This is a genomic window from Tenacibaculum sp. 190524A02b, from assembly GCF_964036645.1.
Classification (GTDB): Bacteria; Bacteroidota; Bacteroidia; order Flavobacteriales; family Flavobacteriaceae; genus Polaribacter; species Polaribacter vairaonense.
This window is the reverse complement of record NZ_OZ038525.1, coordinates 4,262,461-4,283,383: the sequence shown is the minus strand read 5'-3', so window position 1 is coordinate 4,283,383 and position 20,923 is coordinate 4,262,461. Positions and strand designations below refer to the sequence as shown.

The following is a 20,923-nucleotide window of genomic DNA, read 5'->3' as shown; positions in this document are numbered from 1 at the left end:
GTATTTGTATTTAATTTATGTCTATTTTTTATTAATTATCTGTTGAAAACTAGCAATTCAATAATTTTCACTGAAGTAGTTCTTTTAAGCAATACACTCGTTCTTTTCTTTGTTATTTTACTCTTTATCTGCCATTTTCTTAACATACTCGGTCACAATTACTATTTGTATACCGTTTACTTTCCCTTCAATATACCTAGCATTTTCAGGGTCTAAAGATATTCTACGTACAGCCGTTCCTTGCTTGGCTACCATACTAGATCCTTTTACTTTTAAATCTTTTATCAACACTACATTATCTCCTGCTTGTAATACTGTACCGTTTACATCTCTATGAATTACCTTTTCACTTTCGTCTAAATGTTCTCCAGTAGCTTCAGCAAAACGTACTTCTTCATCATCTAAATACAGCATATCTAACAAGTCTTGCGGCCAACCTTCCTTTTTTAAACGGTGTAACATACGCCAAGCTACCACTTTTACAGCCCTAAACTCGCTCCACATACTGTCGTTTAAACAACGCCAATGGTTTGCATCCATAGTTTCAGGATTGTTTATTTGCTCTATACAAGTAGTACAGGCTAGCAAACTACCATCTACACCTCCTGTAGATATAGGCGGTACTTCATAAATTTCTAAATCAGATTTTGCTGCGCATAGCTCGCATTGTTTACCACTCCTTTCTTGTAACTCCAATAACAACCCCATTTTATGATAATTTTAAAGTGGCAAATGTACGTTTTTATTTGAATTTATCTATTTTTAAGGCATGATTTTACACACAAAAAGATTGATTTTAAAAGAAGTACAAGCCGAGGACGCTGCTTTTTATTTTGCTTTGTTCAGTGATCCCGACTTTATTAAATACATAAACGATAAAAACTTAAAATCAGAAGAAGAAACCAAAGAGTTTCTACAAAACACCATGATTCCTAAATTATGTAAGGATGGCTTAGGTTTTTTTACTGTTATTGAAAAAGAAACTAAGGAAGCTATTGGTACTTCCAGTATTTTAAAACGAGATAAGACTGACTTTTTTGATGTAGGCTATGCCTTTTTACCTAAAGGAAGAGGAAAAGGATATGCTGTAGAAGCTACTCAATGCATAATGGAATATGCTAAAAAAACCTTAAAACAAAATAAAATCATTGCTTTTACTATGCCAGAAAACAAGGCTTCTCAAAAAGTACTAACCACTTTAGGATTCTCCTATATTGGCTTGCAAGAAATTCATGAAGGAGAAGAAGACAGTGTATTTGAATATCGTTTTTAACAATTACAAAAACTCAAACCCATCGCTTTAAACTTATCATGTACTCAAAAGAAAGTAACGTCCATTTATTCATAATTGCTCTACTGCTTTTTTTAGGTATTGTTTGGGTAGTCAATATTCAAGTGAGTCAAAAACATCCCAAAAAAATAGCTATTACTATTATTAGAAAACAGCAAATACAATCCGTAATTAGAGGTAAAGAGCTTTTTAAAAGTGAAAGTTGTAACAACTGTCATAAAATAAATAAAAAACAATGTCCTGATTTAATTAGAGGTATAACAGAAAGACGTTCTAAAACTTTTTTAATGGCTTTTATTAAAAATGAAGACTCACTAATCAAAGCAGGAAACAAAGACGCCATTGCTTTAAAGGAAGAATTTAATGGCACTAACGGATTGCACTATAAAAAACATTTATCTAACTCAGCTATAGAAGACATCATAAATTACATGGCTACCAACAAATAACTGCTATTTTGATAGTTTTAACTTTTTAACATTTTGCCAATTCCTTAAATCCAATATCTTTGTTGCATATTTAGTCCCCACAATATTTATTAACCCAAAGAAAGCTTTTTAAGTTAAAACCAAATGAAACTAACACTATCTAAAAGAAAAGCTCCTTGTTTTAGCAAAAGGAAACGTGAAAAATTTTTACTATTACCTTTATTTTACAACGGTTCTGTGTATTGGCTAGAGAATGTATTGATTAAAAAAAATTTTAACGGTACAAACTACCAAATAACAGATGTAAAAAGAGTAAATAAAGCATGAGTTTTTAACTACTAAGGTTTTCCCCTTTAAATTATCTTAGTAAAACCCCAAACACTCTTTAAATAATAATACAGTTATTGATTAATATAAAGATCTATTAATCCTTCTGGTGTTTCCACTTCTATAGTTTGTGAATTTCTATCTACCTTCTTGATAAAGTCATCAATCATAGGTATAAATATTTCTTTTTCGTCTCTTTCAATCTCAAACAATGGTTGCGCAGAAGTATCGTTAATATTTCTAATAACTCCTACCTCTCCAAAAGCGGCATCTACTACTTTAAATCCTATTACTTCATGATAATAAAATTTATTACCCGATAATTTTGGTAGTAAATTTAACGGTAAATAAATACCAGCGCGTAAAATTGCTTCTGCATCCTGTTCTGTATCTACATCCTCAAACTTCACTCGAAGCATTGTCCCTCTACTTAAAGAAGATTTTTCAATAAAAAAAGGAACCAGATTATTGCCTAAATCGACAAAAACTGATTCCATATTTTTGTAAAGTTCAGGTTCATCCGTATCTAATTTGATTACGACTTCCCCTTTAAAACTATGTTTTTTAACGATTTTGCCTAAATAAAAGCATTCTTCTTTTTTCTGCATCATCGTCTTACACGTTTTTACTCTTCGCTATCCGCTCCGTTCTCAGTTGTAGCATCTTCGCTATCCTCTACTACTGGTGCTTTTGCAGCAATACGAGCTTCATTTACAGCTTTTTCAGCTTCTAAAGCTTTTGCTTTAGCATCTTCTTTAGCTTTTGCTAAACCTTCAGACTTCCCAGCTACTTTAGATTCTTTTTCTTCTAACCAAGCTTTGAATTTAGCCTCAGCTTGCTCTTCAGTTAACGCACCTTTTCTTACACCTCCTGCTAAATGATTTTTTAGCATTGCTCCTTTATAAGATAAAATAGCTCTTGCAGTATCTGTTGGTTGCGCACCATTTTGTAACCACTTTACAGCGCTATCAACGTTTAAGTCAATAGTAGCAGGGTTAGTATTAGGATTGTACGTTCCAATTTTTTCTAAGAAACGACCATCTCTTTTAGATCTGCTATCTGCAGCTACTACCCAATAAAATGGTTTTCCTTTTTTACCGTGTCTTTGTAATCTAATTTTTACAGGCATAATTTTAATTTTTAAGGTACACGTACCTTGATTATAAATTTTAAGTGCGCAAATGTATAACTTTTTTTCTACACTACCTTCTCTAAAACAATCTTTTTACAATAAAAAAGCACCTGAAACACAGATGCTTAAAAAAATTAAAATGTTGTGGTATATTAAATTACTCTAACACTTACAGCGTTTAATCCTTTTTTTCCTTCTTTAAGTTCAAACTCAACAGTATCACCTTCTCTAACCTCATCGATTAAACCTGATACGTGTACAAAATGTTCTGTGTTTGAGTTTGATTCAATAATGAATCCAAAACCTTTAGATTCGTTAAAGAACTTTACCGTTCCTTGTTTCATTGTAAAAAATATTATATTAAAATGCAAATGTAACTTTATTAATTGATAATCAACCACTTTTTAGCAGTTTTATTTTTAGCAATTTTTTCTTATTAAAATCAGGTAGTTATTCAAACAGAATGTCAACATTTTAGACTATAAAGCCACCGTTAATAACTTCTAGTTTTCAACTACTAATTTCTTCGTATTTTTGCACTTTGCTTTATTACAATTCTTCAATAAGAAAACTGCGCAGATGTATTTAATTTTTGACACAGAAACAACAGGTTTACCAAAAAGTTGGAATGCTCCTATTACTGATACCGATAACTGGCCAAGAGCTATACAAATTGCATGGCAATTGCATGATGAAATGGGAAATGTAATTGAGCATAATGATTTTCTTATTAAACCTGAAGGATTTAACATTCCTTATGATGCGGAGAGAATTCATGGTATTTCTACAGACTTAGCCATTGAACAAGGTATTGAATTAGATGAAGGACTTACTTTATTTAATGAAGCATTACAAAAAGCAAAGTTTGTTGTAGGACAAAATGTTGGTTTTGATGTTAACATTATGGGCTGTGAATTTCATCGTTTGGGTGTTGAAAACAATCTAACGGAATTACCTGTATTAGATACCTGTACAGAACATACCGCTAAAATGTGTCAAATACCTGGTGGTAGAGGTGGTAAATTTAAGTTACCTACACTTACGGAATTACACAATCATTTATTCGGAACCGGTTTTGGTGAAGCACACAATGCAACTGCCGATGTGGAAGCCACTACGCGTTGTTTTTTAGAATTAATTCGTTTAAAACAATATACCGAGGAACAATTAGATGTTCCGTCTGATTATTTTAAGCGTTATTCAGAAGCCAACCCAATGCCTATTCAGGTTATTGGTTTAAAACACTTAAACCTAAAAAAGGAAAGTGACAAAATACGTAAACGTAAATCTGCGGAAAGTGAATCTTCTACCACTAAGTCTACTGCTGAAGGTTTAGCCACTTTAAAAGATGTACAGTTTGCACATTTACATAACCACACACAGTACTCCGTTTTACAATCTACTATTCAAATTGGTAATATTGTAAAAGCTGCAGGAGAAGACGGCATGTCTGCCGTTGCTTTAACGGATACGGGAAACATGATGGCTGCTTTCCATTTTGTGAAAGAAGTAATGGGTTACAATAAATCAGCAGAAACTCCTATAAAACCCATTATTGGTTGTGAATTTAATATTTGTAACAATCATACTGATAAAAGTCAGAAAGACAATGGATATCAAGTAGTTCTTTTAGCTAAAAACAAAAGAGGATATCACAACCTTGCAAAAATGTCGTCCATTGCCTTTGTAGATGGTTTTTATTATGTACCTAGAATTGACAAAGAAGTTGTAAAACAATACAAAGAAGACGTAATTGTTTTAACAGGAAACTTATATGGTGAAGTTCCAAGTAAAATATTAAATGTTGGTGAGCACCAAGCGGAAGAGGCCTTACTTTGGTGGAAAGAGCAATTTGGCGACGATTTATATATTGAGTTAATGCGTCATGGGCAAGAAGATGAAAATGTAGTTAACAAAACACTTTTAGAATTTTCTAAAAAACATGATGTAAAAATAGTAGCTACCAACAATACGTTTTACCTTGACAAAGAAGACGCCAATGCACATGATATTTTATTATGTGTAAAAGATGGTGAAAAACAAGCAACTCCTAAAGGAAGAGGAAGAGGTTACCGTTATGGTTTACCTAATGACGAGTATTACTTTAAGTCTACAGAAGAAATGAAGACCTTGTTTGCTGATCTTCCAGAGGCAATCATTAATATTCAAGAAATTGTAGATAAAATAGAACCTTTTACTTTGGCTAGGGACGTTTTATTACCTGCCTTTGATATTCCTGAAGAGTTTAGAGATGCTAAAGACAATGAAGATGGTGGTAAAAGAGGTGAAAATAATTTCTTACGTCACCTAACCTATGAAGGCGCTAAAAAACGTTACGGAGAGTTAACGGAAAACATTACCGAGCGTTTAGACTTTGAATTAGAAGTTATTGAGAAAACAGGATACCCTGGGTATTTCTTAATTGTAGAGGACTTTATTAGAGAAGCCCGAAACATGGATGTATCCGTTGGTCCAGGTCGTGGATCCGCCGCAGGAAGTGTGGTTGCTTATTGTTTATGGATTACCAATATAGACCCTATAAAGTACGATTTACTTTTTGAGCGTTTCTTAAATCCTGAACGTGTATCCATGCCCGATATTGATATTGATTTTGATGATGAAGGAAGAAGTCGTGTAATGGATTATGTAATTGACAAATATGGTGCCAACCAAGTAGCACAAATTATTACCTATGGTACCATGGCTGCAAAATCATCTATTCGTGATACGGCTCGTGTACTAGATTTACCTTTGTTTGAAGCAGATAGAGTTGCCAAGTTGATTCCTGGCATGAAACTAAAGAAGATATTTTCTTTAGATGATAAAGCTTTGAAAGAAAAACTTCGTTCAGAAGAAATTGAATTGGTGAACGAATTAAAACGGTTATCTGACGGAAATGACTTAACTGCCGAAACCATTAATAAAGCCAGAATTTTAGAAGGTTCAGTTCGTAATACAGGAATTCATGCCTGTGGGGTTATTATTACACCGGATGATATTACCAAGTTCGTACCCGTATCTCTTGCTAAAGACTCCGACATGTACGTTACACAATTCGACAACTCGGTTGTAGAAAGTGCTGGACTACTAAAAATGGATTTCTTGGGGTTAAAAACATTAACCCTTATTAAAGATACGGTAAAGATTGTAAAAGCGCGTCATGGTGTAGAGCTCGATCCTGAGAATTTCCCTATTGACGATCAGAAAACATATGAACTTTTCCAACGTGGTGAAACAGTAGGTATCTTCCAATATGAATCTCCTGGAATGCAAAAATACATGCGTGAACTTAAACCAACTGTTTTTGCAGATTTAATTGCCATGAATGCCTTATATCGTCCTGGACCGTTAGAATACATTCCTTCTTTTATTAGAAGAAAGCATGGTGATGAACCTATTGAGTATGATCTTCCTGCTATGGAGGAATATTTAGCAGAAACCTACGGAATTACAGTATATCAGGAGCAAGTAATGCTTTTGTCTCAAAAATTAGCCGATTTTACCAAAGGTGAAGCCGATGTACTTCGTAAAGCCATGGGTAAAAAGCAAATTGCGGTTCTTGAAAAAATGAAACCTAAGTTTGTTGAGCAAGCTGCTGCTAATGGTCATAATGAAGAAAAGCTTGAAAAAATTTGGAAAGACTGGGAAGCATTTGCATCCTATGCCTTTAACAAATCGCACTCTACTTGTTATGCTTGGGTAGCCTATCAAACAGCTTACTTAAAAGCGCATTATCCTGCTGAATATATGGCAGCGGTACTCTCTAACAACATGAACGATATTAAAACGGTTTCTTTCTTTATGGAAGAGTGTAAACGTATGGGACTGGAAGTTTTGGGACCAGATGTTAACGAATCGTTTTCTAAATTCTCTGTAAATAAAGAAGGAGCAGTACGTTTTGGAATGGCAGCTATTAAAGGAGTGGGTAGTAGTGCTGTAAAGGCAATTATAGATGAACGCAAAGAAAACGGAAATTTTGTATCTATTTTTGATATGTCTAAACGTGTAGATTTACGTGTTGCTAATAAAAAAGCGTTTGAAGGTTTAATTTTAGCAGGTGGATTCGATTCTTTTGTTAGTACACATAGAGCTCAGTATTTTGAACAAGATGAAAAAAGTCAAACCTTTTTAGAAAAAGCGTTACGTTTTGGTAATAAATATCAAGAAAATCAAAATTCATCACAGGTTTCTTTATTTGGTGAAGCTTCTGCTGTTGAACTTCCTGAGCCTATTATTCCTGAGTGTGAAACTTGGGGTACTATGGAGTTATTAGCCCGAGAAAAAGAAGTAATCGGAATGTATATTTCTGCACATCCTTTAGATGATTTTAAAAATGAATTAAAGTTTTGTAATGCTACACTCACACATTATAAAGATTTAGCTAAGTATGAAGGCTTAGCCTTAACCTTTGCGGGTATTGTTACCGATGTTCAACATAGAGTTTCTAAAGCAGGAAAAGGTTGGGCAGCCTTTACGGTAGAAGATTATAATGACAGTTTTGAATTTAGAATTTTTGGTGAAGAGTATTTAAGGTATAAACATTTCTTGGTACCAAATTCTTTTATTTTTGTAAAAACCATGGTAAAACCTGGTTGGACAAATAAAGAAGGCGTGAAAGGAGATCCGAGAGTTTCTTTTACAGAGTTTACTTTACTGCATGATATTATGGATAAACTATGTAAAAAAATTACCATTACCATGCCCCTGAAAGATGTAAAAGAAAATACTATAAAAGATTTACAACATTTATTTGTTACTAATAAAGGTTCACAAAGTTTACATTTTACCATTTGGGATGCTGAGGAAAAAATTGAGTTGAATTTACCGAGTAGAAATACCAAGATTAAAATTTCTAATGAGCTTTTAAAAACGTTAGACGAACAGTTTATTAATTATAAGTTGAATTAAAATAGTATGACTCCTACGTATGAAAATAGCTTAGATTTACTTACTGGAGTTTCTAAAGAACCTCTATACCAAGCGCTTACTCATCAGCTGAACAAAGATTTTTATTTAGCGGGTATTGATGTTACTTTAGAGAATAATCAATCACCTCAGCAACTTAAAGAAACGATTGAGGAAATTGTATCACAGCTTATTACTAACGATTTCAATTCCTTTTTAAATTTATTATATCGGATTGATATTCCTGAAAACAAGGTTCTTAATTACGAATCGTTTTCTATAGAAGTGTATACTAAAAAAGTAGCCTTTGTTATTCTTAAAAGAATATGGAAAAAAGTTTGGCTTAAAAATAATTACTCAAAACTAAAATAATAAATGGACACTCTTTAGTGAATAGTCTCGAATAGTATCTTTTCCATAGTTCGCTGATACATTTCCACACTTCGCTAAGGCTTTCCCACGGTTCGCTGATACATTCCCGCACTTCGCTAAAGGTTTCCCTCAGTTCGCTGATGTTTGCAGTTGGTTCGCTGAAGCTTGCAGTCTGTCTTGTCCTGAAATAGGTTTACATTCAAATGTAATTAAATGGAACGATATTCAAAGACATCATCATCTAAGTGGCAAAATAGATATAGTGAAGAATTTAAAAGATTTGTTTGTAATGAGTTTTTAACAGGAACAGCAACTCGTAGAGATATAGAACAGAAATATAGAATTGGTAATTCACGAATTACTTATTGGTTAAGAGAATTTGGTTATAATGATTCCAAATCTACTTTTGTACCTTTACCTACTATGTCACAATCTAAGAGTCAATCTAACATTAAAAAATCTAATTCTGATTTACTTAAAGAATTAGAAGAAGCTAAATTATTAGCTGAAACTTATAAAAAAATGATAGAGTTGACTGAAAAAGAGCTAAAAATTAAGATTGTAAAAAAGTCCAATACCAAGTAATCCAAGAGATGAAAACTAATTATCCCAAAGTAAGTTTAGGCAGGTTCTGCCGATTACTTGGTGTGACTCGTCAAGCATATTACCAACATTTTTGGTATAAAGAACAGTTATGTTTTGAAGAAGAATTAATAGTAAAACAAGTTCTGAAGATACGTCGAAATCATCGTCATATGGGAGGTAGAAAGCTTTATGAAAAGCTTCAACCTTTTTTATTAGAACATCAAATTAAGATGGGAAGAGATCGATTGTTTGATATACTTGGTGCTAATCATCTGTTAGTTAGAAGGAAAAAGAAACAAACAATCACTACAAACTCATTCCATAGATTTAAAAAATATTCTAATCTAGTTAAAAATATGGCTCCAACAGCTCCTAATCAATTATGGGTTAGTGATATTACTTATTGGAAGCTTAATAATAGTTTTAGTTATATAAGCTTTATAACAGATGCTTACTCAAAAAAGATTGTTGGTTATCATTTAGGTTATAGTTTACAAACCTCAGAAACCATTAAAGCTTTAAAAATGGCATTATCTAACTTGCCAAATCATTGTAAATTAATACATCATTCAGATAGAGGAACACAATATTGTAGTAATGAATATGTAAAGTTATTAAAGGAAAACTCTATAAATATTAGTATGACAGAAAATGGAGATCCTCTTGAAAATGCAATAGCAGAAAGAGTTAATGGCATTATAAAAGAAGAATACTTAAATGATTATAAAATTGATAATATTGAAGAGGCTAAGAGTTTACTGGATCAAGTTGTAAAATTATATAATGAAGAAAGACCGCATATGAGCATTGGAAACCTTACTCCAAATCAAGTACATCAGAACAATTTAAAAGTTGAAAAATTATGGAAGAGTTATTATAAGAAAAATCCTATTATTGTAAACCAATAATAGGACTAAATATTAAATGTAAACGTATTATAGGATTAATCTAAAATATGTAAACTTTTTTTAGGACAAGACAGTCGGTTCGCTGAGACTTGCGGTCGGTTCGTTGAGGCTTGCAGTTGGTTCGCTGACACTTGCAGTCGGTTCGCTGACACTTGCAGTCAGTTCGCTGACACTTGCAGTCGGTTCGCTGAGACTTGCAGTCGGTTCGCTGAGGCTTGCAGTCGGTTCGCTGAAGTTTTCCCATAGCCCATTGATACCTTCTTACAAGGTTATTTTGTTGATGTATATGATAAACGTATATTATTCGAATAATATACGTTTATTCTAATTTTTATTTTATTGAATGTAGGTTTATCATAGCTGTGTTTATTGACTTAGTATTAAAGTGTTTGTGAGCTTAAATTGATATTGAACTATTTTATGGTTTTTAATTAGTAAAAAATCTAGTAGCTTTGTAAATATAGTGGAGATAAACACAATGGTGTTTACCACAACGTTAGGTGCAATTAAAATAAACAATGCTAAATAAAAGAACATTACTAGAAATAACACACAATATTGAAAACTGGACAACTGCAGAACTAGACCGTTTTGCCTTAACATTCAATATTGCAATACCAGACCAAATCAATGAATCACCATTATCAAAGGCAAAAAAAGCTAATATTATATTTTCAGTCCTTGATGCCAACAATATCAATGGACCATTTACTGACAATATTCAAATAGATTCTGTTCAATATATTCTGGAAAAGTATATTAGAGAAAATCCTATTCCAGAACAAAACCCACCTAACCTTTGGGGAGAAGTTCTTGAAGAAACTCCTCAAGATTTAAATAAACTTTTCATTGAACATAATTCAAGACTTGTTAATTCTATTAAAAGAGATGGATTTACCATTCGAAATGAACAAATAGTTACTTTACTACCTGAAGAATTAATAGAGTCAAATACTGAAAACGAATTAATAAGACTTCTAAATCATTTTGGATTTAATACAGCCAAAGGACATTTAGAGCAAGCAATTGAAAATCACACAATTGGTAATTGGGCTGGGGCAAACGGACAATTCAGAACGTACTTGGAGTCTTTAATGATTGAAATTTGCAATAATTTAATCCCTGCAAGAAATTGTACAAATATAGGAGATGCAATAACTTGGTTGTCCAATTCTGCAATTTTAAATCCTGTCTTATTACACGAACATTTGAATGAAGTTCCAAAAAATGGACTTAATGCACCATACATAAATGGATTATGGAAGCGTTTGCATCCGACAGGCTCTCATCCAGGGCTATCCGACGAAGAAGATTGTACATTTAGATATCATACTCTTATTGTATTTACAAGATACTTACTAAGCAGAATGGAAAACAGAAATTAAAATAACCACACCTAACAATTTGTATATTGCATGTGCCGCCTTCGGCAGGCAAACGCAACATACAAGCAACGTTCTACTTAATTGCTAGCCAGAAAAAAAATGAGAGTTCTATTATTCACAATCTTACTTATAATTTTAACTTCTTGTACAACAAAAAGTTTCGAGGATTTAGAGAAACTTGCTTGGTCAAATTTGTATGAACTAAAAATTGAAAAAGCTCATTCTCTTTTTGTAGAACTTAATGGAATTAAAAAAACTGAAAAAAACATTCTTGGATTAGCATACACCCAAGCAATACTTGGAAAAGAGAACTATGTTAGAACTTTAAGTGAGAATATAAATGATTCGGACTTGACTTATAATTATGGATTTATGGTAGCTGGTTTTAAAACTTATTATGAGGGAAATCAAGAAAACAACCCTGAATTTTCAATGGAAGAATTTAAAGCATTCCATAACGGAGGAAAGTTTGAGGCAAAAAAAGGATTTAATATAGTAATTGGTGAGTACGAAAACTTAAAACCGAAAGGAATTTGGGAATACTATACTCTTGACAAAAAACTGCTTAGAAAAGTTGATTCTGAAAAAATGTGGAAAAACAACTAAGTACAACATTGGCTCCTATGAAAAGTAATCTTTAGTTTTAGAGTCTATTAATTTACTATTTTATTTTTAAAATCCAGATGGCGTTGATATGCCGTGAAAGTGCTAGCGCAAAAATGCTTTCTGTGCCGAGTATGATAGGCAAAAAACAGTAATTCGCTAAAGGTTTCTCGTAGTTCGCTGAATAAATTTACGCTTGAAATGGCATTAAGGGTTATATATTAATTGTTTTCCCTTCTTTAGCATATTCTCTTTTGACACCTTCTAAAAGAAATTGTTTCTGAATGGTTACATATTCACCTTGAATTGTTTTTAAACAGGCATATTGTACTATATTCATAATATTAGCTCCTGTTATTCCGTATTTTTTTGCCAGTTCTTTTATAGAAACGGTTTCTTCTAGCGCTATCGCTTTTGGCAAGCTTTTTTTCCAAAGTTCTAATCGTTCTTCATAACTAGGGGTTTCAAATTCTATAATGCTATTAAATCTTCTGGTGAATGCTGTATCAATATTATTTTTAAAGTTAGAAGCTAAAATTATTAACCCTGGATGTGCTTCTATTCGCTGTAATAAATAGGATACTTCTTGATTAGCATACTTATCATGTGCATCTCTTACATTGGTTCGTTTCCCAAAAATGGCATCTGCTTCATCAAAAAACAGAATCCAGTCTTTATTTTTAGCTTTGTCAAATAATTTAGAAAGGTTTTTCTCGGTTTCTCCTATGTATTTAGAAACAACCATGGATAAATCTACTCGATATACCTCTTTTTGGGTGTATTTTCCTAACAAGCCTACGGTTAATGTTTTTCCTGTTCCGGGAGGTCCCCAAAATAATACTCGATATCCTGGTTTTATTTTGTCTTTCATTCCCCATTCATTTAGCAAAATATCATTGCATTGCAACCAAGCTTCTATTTCTTTTACTTCTTTTAAGGTAGTAGGTTTTAGTACCAAATCTTCCCAAGACAGTGTGGTTTCAACTAAACTTGCGGGAAAAGAAGCACTTAATTTTGGTTTTACTTCTTTACCTGTAAGTATTTTTGTTTTGTATTCTTCTTGTATTAATAATCGCCCACTAATTACGGGTTCTCCTAAAGGAACCGTTTCTAGTTCTAGAATCGTATTTTGAAATAGGTATGATTCCTTTTGTAAATATTGTAATCCTTTTAAGCGTTCTTCTATGGCATTACCATATAAAATATACAGTGCGGTTTCTCCTGTGGGAAGAATGCCTCTGTGGTTTTTTCCTTTTACACCGCCAAACTCAGGAAACTCACCTCCATTGGGTAAAAAAGAAGTTATTATTTCGTTTATAAAATTTGGTGATATTTCTGGTATAATGGCTAATAATAACAATACAACTTCTTGTTCAGTCAAAGCATGTTTATTAATAAAGGCAGCTATGTAGGAGTCATTATTTTTTAGTGTTAATGAAGGTTTAGGAATTAGTTCATCAGTTAACTCTAGGGTTAGTCGATAAATTATCATCTCCTCTAAATAGTTGCAAATGTCTTTTAAAGAAGTGGTTTGTTGATTTTCTATAATTCCTAAATTGTTCATTTTCTTATTTTTTATACTAATACCATTTACCACTTAAAATTACTGTAAAATAATAACTGGTATAACATCTTGAATTTATTATTACGAACTAATTATTTTTAGATAATAATTTCGTGTAAATTACTGTTCTCTATCATTTTTTTACTGCATTTACACTTCATAAAAAACTGACCTATCCGGAAAGCTTATTCGTAAACCGTAAAAAACAACAAGAAGATTAATTTAATCTCTTCTCGATACAATTTTTCTTCCTTTTAGTCTGAAAAATCACTCAACGTGACATCAAAACACTAGATAGACTAACTACTAATTAAAATTAAACTAACACACTATCTATAATAGTGTCTAAATCATGTTCATCTGATAAATCTCCTAACCAATTTGCAGTATCATGATGATCTAAAAAACTATTTAATGCTTCTCTTACTGCTAATTTATTTTGCTGTGGTAAATCTTCTATTACTTCATTTAAATTATCTAATAAATGAATAGGTGTTGCTTTTTCTTCGCATAGTTTAAAAGCTACTTTTCCTGTAACATCTAAAAACTTTATATAATTAGCTTTTGTGGTGATAGGTGTATGAATGCCTAATCTATTAAATACTTCTTTTACAATTCCAGAAGTTTGTCTACCCCAAATACCATCTACTAAAATTTCTTCTTTGTAAATATGTTTTAAAGCTAGTTGCACATATAAGGTTTCTGATTTTGAGCTTTGATTATAGTCTACAGGCACACTTGTATCTACATGCCAATGATCTTTGTGATTAGGATAATAATAATTCAATACAATTCCGAAATGTTTTCTTAGAAAAGACTCAATACCTAAATACAACTCTTTTTGGTGTACAAAGTTGGTGGTTACTAAAGTTTCATTCTCCCAAAAAATAGCATCTAAATCAAATGCTTTTCCGTGTCTATGTTGCCCTGGTTTATTTACAAATATTCCCGCTGTGGTAATTACTTCTGGTACTCCTAATGGACAATTCTCAAAAACTTCTTTAAGTGCATTTTCTAATATGGTTAAGAAGTTTTCCTCTATTAAAAAGTTGCGTTGCTCTCCTCTTGTTCCATAAGGATGGTTCGTTAATCTTGCATAGTGCAAGGGTATGCCATTGATTTGGTTAATTGTTTTCATTTTACATATTTGCTTTATTATTTCTTACAGTTAGCTTCATTAACTCTTCTTCCAACGTAGACTTTTCGAGCTCATTAATTACAGTTTTAATACTCTCTTTAAAATTAATTTCTTGAGTGTTTTCAATTTTTTGTTTTAAACAAGGAATAAATTCTTTACGTAATGTATTATAAATTGCTACTAACGATAGTTTTTGTATCTCATTTTCTTTATGATGTATATTTACTTCTAAAAAATCTTTAACTTTTTTAGGGAAAGGGGTTAAAAAAGAAGTACCTATCGCTATTTTTAATAAAGCTTCAGGAGTTTCTTCTATTTCTTTTAAATTTATTTCAGTTAAATCTGCTAATGAGTTAATCTGTAGCTTTTCTTCTATTATTTCTTGAGTACAATCGAAAATATTTTCTTCATAAGAGGATAAATCTAAGTACATCATTTTTAAAGAATAATCTATAGTTAAAACAATTTTAGTACCTGTATTTTCATCAATAAAAAAACTTTTCATTAAGGTCTCTTGTTCTAAATCATCTGGTATTTGCTTTAGCTGTATTCTTTTTTTAGCATAAAGTTGATTACATACTTTATCTATATTGTCATAAATTTCAATATCAGAATAATCATTTTTTAAAATATATCTATAAAAAAACTTTTTTTCCATTTTTTACATTCTACCGTTATAGTCTAACATCATTAACATTATTTCATCTTTAAACTTTTTCTCAGCATCATCCACTTCTTTTTGTGCTTTTTCTGCTAATTTAGGGTCTGTTTTTGGAATATTATCAAAATCTATTTTTAATTTTACCCAATCTCTTAAATGTTTTTCTAATGGCTTTAAGTCATAAGTTCCTTCAGCAGGTACAAACACCTCTACATTCCCGGCCATTTTAGCAAAGTCTTTAAAAATATCTCCTGTTCTTTTAAATCTCTTTTGTTCAGCTCCTTCTCTTGTTGTTTTTCTATCTTTTGTTTCTTTAGCTTGAGGTTGCATTGAAGCTCCTTTAGGTGTCATCGGATTTTTACCGTCTGGAGATAATTGATCATTAAGTGTTCTATTTGGATCCGTCTTATCTAATTGATGTTGCATAGCTGTTGTAGCAGCCATTCCGTCTTGTCTTATAGGCTCTAATTCTTGTACTAAAACTATCAATCTATTTAAAGTTCTTTCATATACGCCTATTTTATCTAGAACTCCTTTTCTTGGATCTTTACCTTTACCAACTCCATTTCTATATTCTCTTTCTTTACTTTTTAAGAACCTTAACAATGCTTGTTTTTTAGAACTCCTTGAAGTTGGGTTACCAGTTGACAAAATTCCTTTTATAGCGTTATTCATATAACTAGTTGTTACTCCTGGTACTTTTTTATCTTCAAAAAAACTAGCTATATCTCCACCTATATTTACTAAATCTTTATACTCTCCTATATTTTCAACTTTATAGGTAGCAAAACTTCCTGTAGTTTGATGTGATACCGTAGTTCCTCCACCAACTTCTGTTCTACCTCTTGTTTTTCCTGTTGGTTTTTGCAAGCTCGATTCTCGTAAAATTTGCTGATTAACATCTGGGGCAGCTCCAGTTAAATCAGACTTCCCTTCTTTCATTTCTTTTTTCTTCGCTTCTACCTTAGCTCTCACTTCAGCTTCTCCGTCAATAAAGAGTTCTACATATTCTTGTTCCGCTTTTGCTAAAATAGGTATTAACAATTTTCCTAAAGTTATAGAATCAATGGCATCTAGTTGATCTTCAGGATTTAACTTTAATAGTAATTTACCTCCTTTTAATTCTAGTTTTTTAAGTTTATATTTCTTCTTCCATTGCTTAATTTTCTTTTTTAAACTCTTGGGACCATACCCTTTTTTAAGTTCTTTTTTTATGTCTTTGCTCAGACTCTTTTTAATATCTTTTAATTCATCTTTCTTTTCTTCATTTTCGTTTTTATCTTTTTCCTTCAATTTATCTTTACTTACTTTCTTTCCTTTTTTACCTCTTCCAAAAAGTTTTTTAGCCTTTTTAATAATCTTATCAATAGCTTTATCTATTTTCTTACGGACTTTTTTAATAATTTTCTGCACCTTGGCTGTTAAGCCTGTAATGCCTAATAAAGAGGCTAAGAAACCTATTAATACAGGAATGGCTTTGGCTAAAGCGGTTTCTATACCTTTGGCTACTGCTTTTACATTTCCTGCTGCCAAGGCTTTGATACTATTTACAAAAGCGGTAACTAACTCGAATATTTGTGCGGCTCTTTCTACAAAAAACTTAACTATATCAATAATCATCATGGCTGCTTTTACAAAAGCGCCAGCCGGACTTAATAAGCCCATAATCCATTTGATTCCAGCTTCAATAACTTTAGTAATAATCATATCTCGAATAGCATCCATAACCATTTCTTTTAGGTTATTAAACTGTTCTTTGATATATTCCCAAAGTCCTTTTACTCCGTCTTTTTTAACAATTTTAAATATCTCCACCGCTTTTTCCATTCCTGCTACTACTGGCTCTCCTAATAATTTTACTGCTTTGCTTCGGAAATAATCCCAAGTTAGCCCTAGCATTTGGGCTACTAGATTGAAAATTCCTGATAAGCTAAATAGATTGTCTGGCAACGTAATACCTACATTTCCTAAAGAACCTGTTAACCATTCTATCAATCCTTTTATTAAGTGTTTTTTAATATTGGTTCCAAAATCAACAAAACCTTGTTTTATTCCTTTAATTAGGTTGCTTAAGAATCCTATAGGATCTGCTATAATGGCTCCAATGGCGCTAGCCGCAGCGGCTAATAAATTAAGTAGTAAATCTTTTATTTTTAGAATGGTTTTTACCACACCTGCTAAGGCATTAAATGCAGCACCAATCCAACCTGCACTTACTTTTTCTTTTATTTCATCAAAAGATTCTCTTAATGAATCTACATTTTTCTTATAGGCATTGGCTAAGTCTTGCGCTAATTCATCTTGTTTTTCATATACGGTATCTTCTAAGGAAGCGTATTGATCATTAAACTCTTCAAAAGCATCTTTGGCTAGTTTTTGTTGTGAAGCGTCTAAACTCTCAAACTTTTCTTTCGATTTTCTTTTTCCTTCTTCAATAGCCTCCAACGCTTCATTTAATCCTTTGGCTACTTCTTCTGCAATTTTATCTAATACGCCATCCATAGTTTTGATGAACTTACTTTTTTCAATTTCAAAAGCTCTTTCTATGGCTTCTGTGTCTTCTCCAAAAAGCTTATCATCTAACGTGGTCCATCCGTAAATATCATCTAATCGTTCTTCTACATTTTTTTCAAAGGTTTTCTTCGCATTTTCTGCCTGTACACTAAAATAACTGTCTACTCCTGTAGATAATTTCTCTAGTTTTTCGGTAACTGTTTTTTTAGTTTCCTTGTAAATATTTTCAAAAGCAGTATAAATTTCTTTTTGTTGGTCCTTATCTGATTTTTCTCCTGTTTGTTGACCTTTTAGGACATTTTTCTCAGAAAGCATTTTTGCTGCTTTCATGGAGTCTAAACCTTTAGCCCCGTCTTTAGTTGCTACTTTTGTTGCTTTTGACAGCGTCGCTTTTTCTTTCTTTTTATAGTTTATTGGTGCAAGCTTGGCTTCTGTTTGTGCTTGCGTTTTTTGATCTAAAGCAGTGGTGAATTTAGGTTCGTTAGATTTTGCTAATTGTTTTTCTGTAACCTTATTTTCATCCATATAAGTATCAAGCGATTGACTTTCTTTTTCCATAGAAATCTCTTGCTTGGTTTTTGGCTTTGGCACTGCTGCTTTAGCTACAATAGGTTTAGGTGGCTTTTGAGGAGTAACTGGTTGTAATGGTTCTGCTTCTGTAGTAGGTAATCCTTTATCTTCAAGTGGTTGTTTGGCTTTGTTTTTCATAGGCCCTGCCAACGTATCACTTTGCGCAGTAACTTCTCCTGAAATGCTTTCTTTTACTTTTTGAATTGGTTTTTCTTTCTTAAATTCTTTTGCTTCATCTGAATTACTAGGCAAGTCATTTTCTAAGGCATCTAAATTTTTCTTTAGGGTTTTCTTGAACGATTCCGCAGTAAATGGTTTTCTTTCTTGTTTAGAGGTTTCATCCATTTCAGTCATAAATGCCTGCTGATTGTTTTTACTGCTTTGTGCTTTAGCTGGTAAATGTGAGGCTCCTTTTTGCTCTGTTACTTTGGTTGTTGGTTCAGGATGTTGTGATTGTTCTGTTTTTACATTCTCCGTATGTTTTATTTGTTTTTTAAATGCCGGATCATCTTGTGGACGCGTGGGAGCTTTGGGTATATTTTGTGCTCCTTCTTTTGCTACTTGTTCTTTTTTTGCTTTTTGCTTTCCTTTTCCTACCTCTTCTTTCTTTTTGGGAGCAATCTCAACAATAGTTTCTTTTGGCTCTTTTGTTTCTTTTTTAGCTGCTTCTGTTTTATTTGTTTTTAACGCTAGGTTTGAAGTTCCTGGTTTACCTTTAGCGGCTTCTTTTTTAACGCCTGTTTTAGTAGGTATTGTTGCTTTTGCTTCTGGTTTAAAAAATGTAGTTGCTTTTTCAGGCTGAGCTTCCTGTACTTTCTCTTTAGCTTTGTTTGTAGCTTCTTGTGCATCCTTAGGTTTTACTACCTTCATTTTAGGCGGTATAAACTTATTCGACTTTACCGTCGGTTTAGCACTTGGTTTATTATTATTTTGTTTTGCTACAAACATTACTTTTTTAATTTTAAGATTCTTTTTTCTTTTTCATTCCTTTTTGTTGAATGGTATGGGTTAACTCATGTGCTAACAGGTGTTTTCCTTTTTTAGAATTTGGTTCATATTTTCCTTTATTGAAATAAATATCGTTTCCATGCGTAAAAGCTTGTGCACCTATATTTGAACTCATTTGTTCAGCATTGGTATCTGTATGGATTTTTACGTTACTAAAGTCTGCTCCAAAACCTGATTCCATTTCATTTTTAGTGTTACCATTCATCTGTTTACCTCCACTTCCTTTTTTTAATTGAGAGTTCATGGGTTGTTGCGATGACTTTTGTGATGATAACTTTGACTGTACTTCTTCCTCTTCTTGAGCCTGAACCGCTTCCTCTTCCTCCATTTTTTGTACTTCCTCTTCTTGTTTAGTTTGTAATGTTTCTTCTTCGTTTTTTGTTTGCACCTCTTCTGTATTTTCTTTCTTTTGTATCAATGGTGTTATTGCTGCTGCTAAAGGTTTAGCTTGTACTTCTTCTTCCTTTTTTTGAACACTTCCTTTTTCTGTAGTTTTATTGACTACTTTATCTGCCATTTTATCTGCTTCTACTTCATATTTATCTTTTGAAGTTCTGGTTTTTAATTTGGCTTGTACCTTTTTAAAAAAGGGATTGTTATTCTTTTTTTTATGATGTTTATTTTCTTGATTAAATAAAAAGCTTTTCATTACTGCTAGATTTAAAAAGTTACCTTATAATCATTCATATACTTGCTTTTTATCAGCTCCTTTTTTATTTCTTGATACCAAAAAGGAAAGATATTTTGCAATCGTTCTTCAATTGTTTTTACAATAGTGTCTTCGTATTTCTTTACTCCAAAAAGATGGCTAAACCCTATTTCTTTTGCTTTTTTTGTATGCTGAAAAAGGCTTTCTCCTTCTAACAATAAGGTTGGAGTTATTTTGTGTTTATCTAATAAGCAAGCAAGTGTATATTGTTCTATAACAATACAGGGTTCATATCCTTTTTTCTTAAATGGAATGTATTCTTGTTTAAAATTGGTATACACTTTTTCTACTTCTTGATAGGCTTTTATAAATTGGCTTTTTAACTTCATATCATTAAACCCAATAACACCACAGCTATAGGTTTTTTGTAAATCGTTGTGCCAAAAGGTAAGGTGATTGGTATATGCATTAAAAAAAGCTAATTGCGGTTTGTAATGCCTTTTATAGGAAGCTTCTTTTCTTTCTAATAATACTTTATCAAAATCAAAAGAAACATATTTACTTAAAAATATATCGGTATCAATATGCACAAAAGGTTGGGTTTGCTTTTCAATAGCCTGCATTTTTACTTTCATCCATAAATCGGCATTCCAATTATGTGGAATTAGGGTTACTTTACATGGCAACATGTATAAGTATTTATATGCTGTTTCATCTACATACAGTTCAATTTCTGGATACCATAAATGACTTTGTAATACGCTTAATGCCGTCATATAAATGGTTTCTTTTAATCGATTTCCCATATTCCATCTATTATTAATTAATGGATAGGTATCTAAACTGTATATTATTTTAGGTGACTGTTTCAATGTTTGACTAT

Annotated in this window: 18 protein-coding genes; 8 read left to right on the top strand and 10 right to left on the bottom strand. The window is 32.1% G+C overall.

Annotation, left to right across the window (positions count from 1 at the left end; translation table 11 throughout):
• Window positions 1-117 precede the first annotated feature (117 nt).
• Window positions 118-708, bottom strand: a complete 591-nt coding sequence (locus tag ABNT65_RS17285; RefSeq protein WP_348746441.1) for a PhnA domain-containing protein — start codon at window positions 706-708, stop codon at window positions 118-120.
• Between the two features lie 61 nt (window positions 709-769).
• Between ABNT65_RS17285 and ABNT65_RS17280 the strand changes: the two genes are divergently transcribed.
• Both ABNT65_RS17280 and ABNT65_RS17275 read left to right on the top strand, forming a co-directional pair.
• Window positions 770-1,273: a GNAT family N-acetyltransferase gene (locus tag ABNT65_RS17280; protein WP_348746440.1), complete on the top strand. Its 504-nt coding sequence runs from the start codon at window positions 770-772 to the stop codon at window positions 1,271-1,273.
• A 38-nt stretch (window positions 1,274-1,311) separates the two neighbouring features.
• Complete coding sequence (locus tag ABNT65_RS17275) at window positions 1,312-1,740, top strand: c-type cytochrome (protein ID WP_348746439.1); 429 nt, start codon at window positions 1,312-1,314, stop codon at window positions 1,738-1,740.
• Window positions 1,741-2,120: 380 nt separating this feature from the next.
• Here the strand turns inward: ABNT65_RS17275 and rimM are convergent, their stop codons facing one another.
• The 3 genes from rimM to ABNT65_RS17260 form a co-directional block, all read right to left on the bottom strand.
• On the bottom strand, window positions 2,121-2,657 hold the full coding sequence (gene rimM / locus ABNT65_RS17270; RefSeq protein ID WP_348746438.1) for a ribosome maturation factor RimM: 537 nt from the start codon (window positions 2,655-2,657) through the stop codon (window positions 2,121-2,123).
• A gap of 14 nt (window positions 2,658-2,671) precedes the next feature.
• The gene (locus ABNT65_RS17265; RefSeq protein ID WP_348702779.1) at window positions 2,672-3,175 is read right to left on the bottom strand and encodes a 30S ribosomal protein S16; all 504 of its coding nucleotides are present in this window, start codon (window positions 3,173-3,175) and stop codon (window positions 2,672-2,674) included.
• Between the two features lie 155 nt (window positions 3,176-3,330).
• On the bottom strand, window positions 3,331-3,522 hold the full coding sequence (locus ABNT65_RS17260; RefSeq protein ID WP_348702778.1) for a cold shock domain-containing protein: 192 nt from the start codon (window positions 3,520-3,522) through the stop codon (window positions 3,331-3,333).
• Between the two features lie 235 nt (window positions 3,523-3,757).
• Here ABNT65_RS17260 and dnaE point away from each other — a divergent pair, with 235 nt between their 5' ends.
• The 6 genes from dnaE to ABNT65_RS17230 all read left to right on the top strand — a co-directional run bounded on the left by dnaE (window position 3,758) and on the right by ABNT65_RS17230 (window position 11,939).
• A complete protein-coding gene (gene dnaE / locus ABNT65_RS17255; RefSeq protein WP_348702777.1) occupies window positions 3,758-8,086 on the top strand; it encodes a DNA polymerase III subunit alpha in 4,329 nt (1,442 codons plus the stop codon).
• A gap of 6 nt (window positions 8,087-8,092) precedes the next feature.
• The gene (locus ABNT65_RS17250; protein ID WP_348746437.1) at window positions 8,093-8,455 is read left to right on the top strand and encodes a hypothetical protein; all 363 of its coding nucleotides are present in this window, start codon (window positions 8,093-8,095) and stop codon (window positions 8,453-8,455) included.
• Between the two features lie 213 nt (window positions 8,456-8,668).
• The gene (locus tag ABNT65_RS17245; protein ID WP_348705341.1) at window positions 8,669-9,040 is read left to right on the top strand and encodes a hypothetical protein; all 372 of its coding nucleotides are present in this window, start codon (window positions 8,669-8,671) and stop codon (window positions 9,038-9,040) included.
• An 8-nt stretch (window positions 9,041-9,048) separates the two neighbouring features.
• Window positions 9,049-9,948 (top strand): IS3 family transposase, encoded by a 900-nt coding sequence (locus tag ABNT65_RS17240; RefSeq protein WP_348746436.1) that lies wholly within the window; start codon window positions 9,049-9,051, stop codon window positions 9,946-9,948.
• Between the two features lie 518 nt (window positions 9,949-10,466).
• Window positions 10,467-11,333, top strand: coding sequence for a hypothetical protein (locus ABNT65_RS17235; RefSeq protein WP_348746435.1), 867 nt, complete (start codon window positions 10,467-10,469; stop codon window positions 11,331-11,333).
• Between the two features lie 99 nt (window positions 11,334-11,432).
• Window positions 11,433-11,939 carry a hypothetical protein gene (locus ABNT65_RS17230; protein ID WP_348746434.1) on the top strand — a complete coding sequence of 169 codons (507 nt, stop codon included), beginning with the start codon at window positions 11,433-11,435 and terminating at the stop codon, window positions 11,937-11,939.
• Between the two features lie 211 nt (window positions 11,940-12,150).
• Here the strand turns inward: ABNT65_RS17230 and ABNT65_RS17225 are convergent, their stop codons facing one another.
• The 6 genes from ABNT65_RS17225 to ABNT65_RS17200 form a co-directional block, all read right to left on the bottom strand.
• Window positions 12,151-13,500 (bottom strand): ATP-binding protein, encoded by a 1,350-nt coding sequence (locus tag ABNT65_RS17225; protein WP_348746433.1) that lies wholly within the window; start codon window positions 13,498-13,500, stop codon window positions 12,151-12,153.
• A 316-nt stretch (window positions 13,501-13,816) separates the two neighbouring features.
• Window positions 13,817-14,638, bottom strand: coding sequence for a hypothetical protein (locus ABNT65_RS17220; RefSeq protein WP_348746432.1), 822 nt, complete (start codon window positions 14,636-14,638; stop codon window positions 13,817-13,819).
• A 1-nt stretch (window position 14,639) separates the two neighbouring features.
• Window positions 14,640-15,296, bottom strand: coding sequence for a hypothetical protein (locus ABNT65_RS17215; protein WP_348746431.1), 657 nt, complete (start codon window positions 15,294-15,296; stop codon window positions 14,640-14,642).
• Between the two features lie 3 nt (window positions 15,297-15,299).
• Window positions 15,300-19,331 (bottom strand): hypothetical protein, encoded by a 4,032-nt coding sequence (locus ABNT65_RS17210; protein WP_348746430.1) that lies wholly within the window; start codon window positions 19,329-19,331, stop codon window positions 15,300-15,302.
• Window positions 19,332-19,344: 13 nt separating this feature from the next.
• Complete coding sequence (locus ABNT65_RS17205) at window positions 19,345-20,040, bottom strand: DUF4157 domain-containing protein (RefSeq protein WP_348705585.1); 696 nt, start codon at window positions 20,038-20,040, stop codon at window positions 19,345-19,347.
• 11 nt (window positions 20,041-20,051) lie between these two features.
• On the bottom strand, window positions 20,052-20,912 hold the full coding sequence (locus tag ABNT65_RS17200) for a DUF6734 family protein (RefSeq protein WP_348705583.1): 861 nt from the start codon (window positions 20,910-20,912) through the stop codon (window positions 20,052-20,054).
• Between the last annotated feature and the right edge of the window lie 11 nt (window positions 20,913-20,923).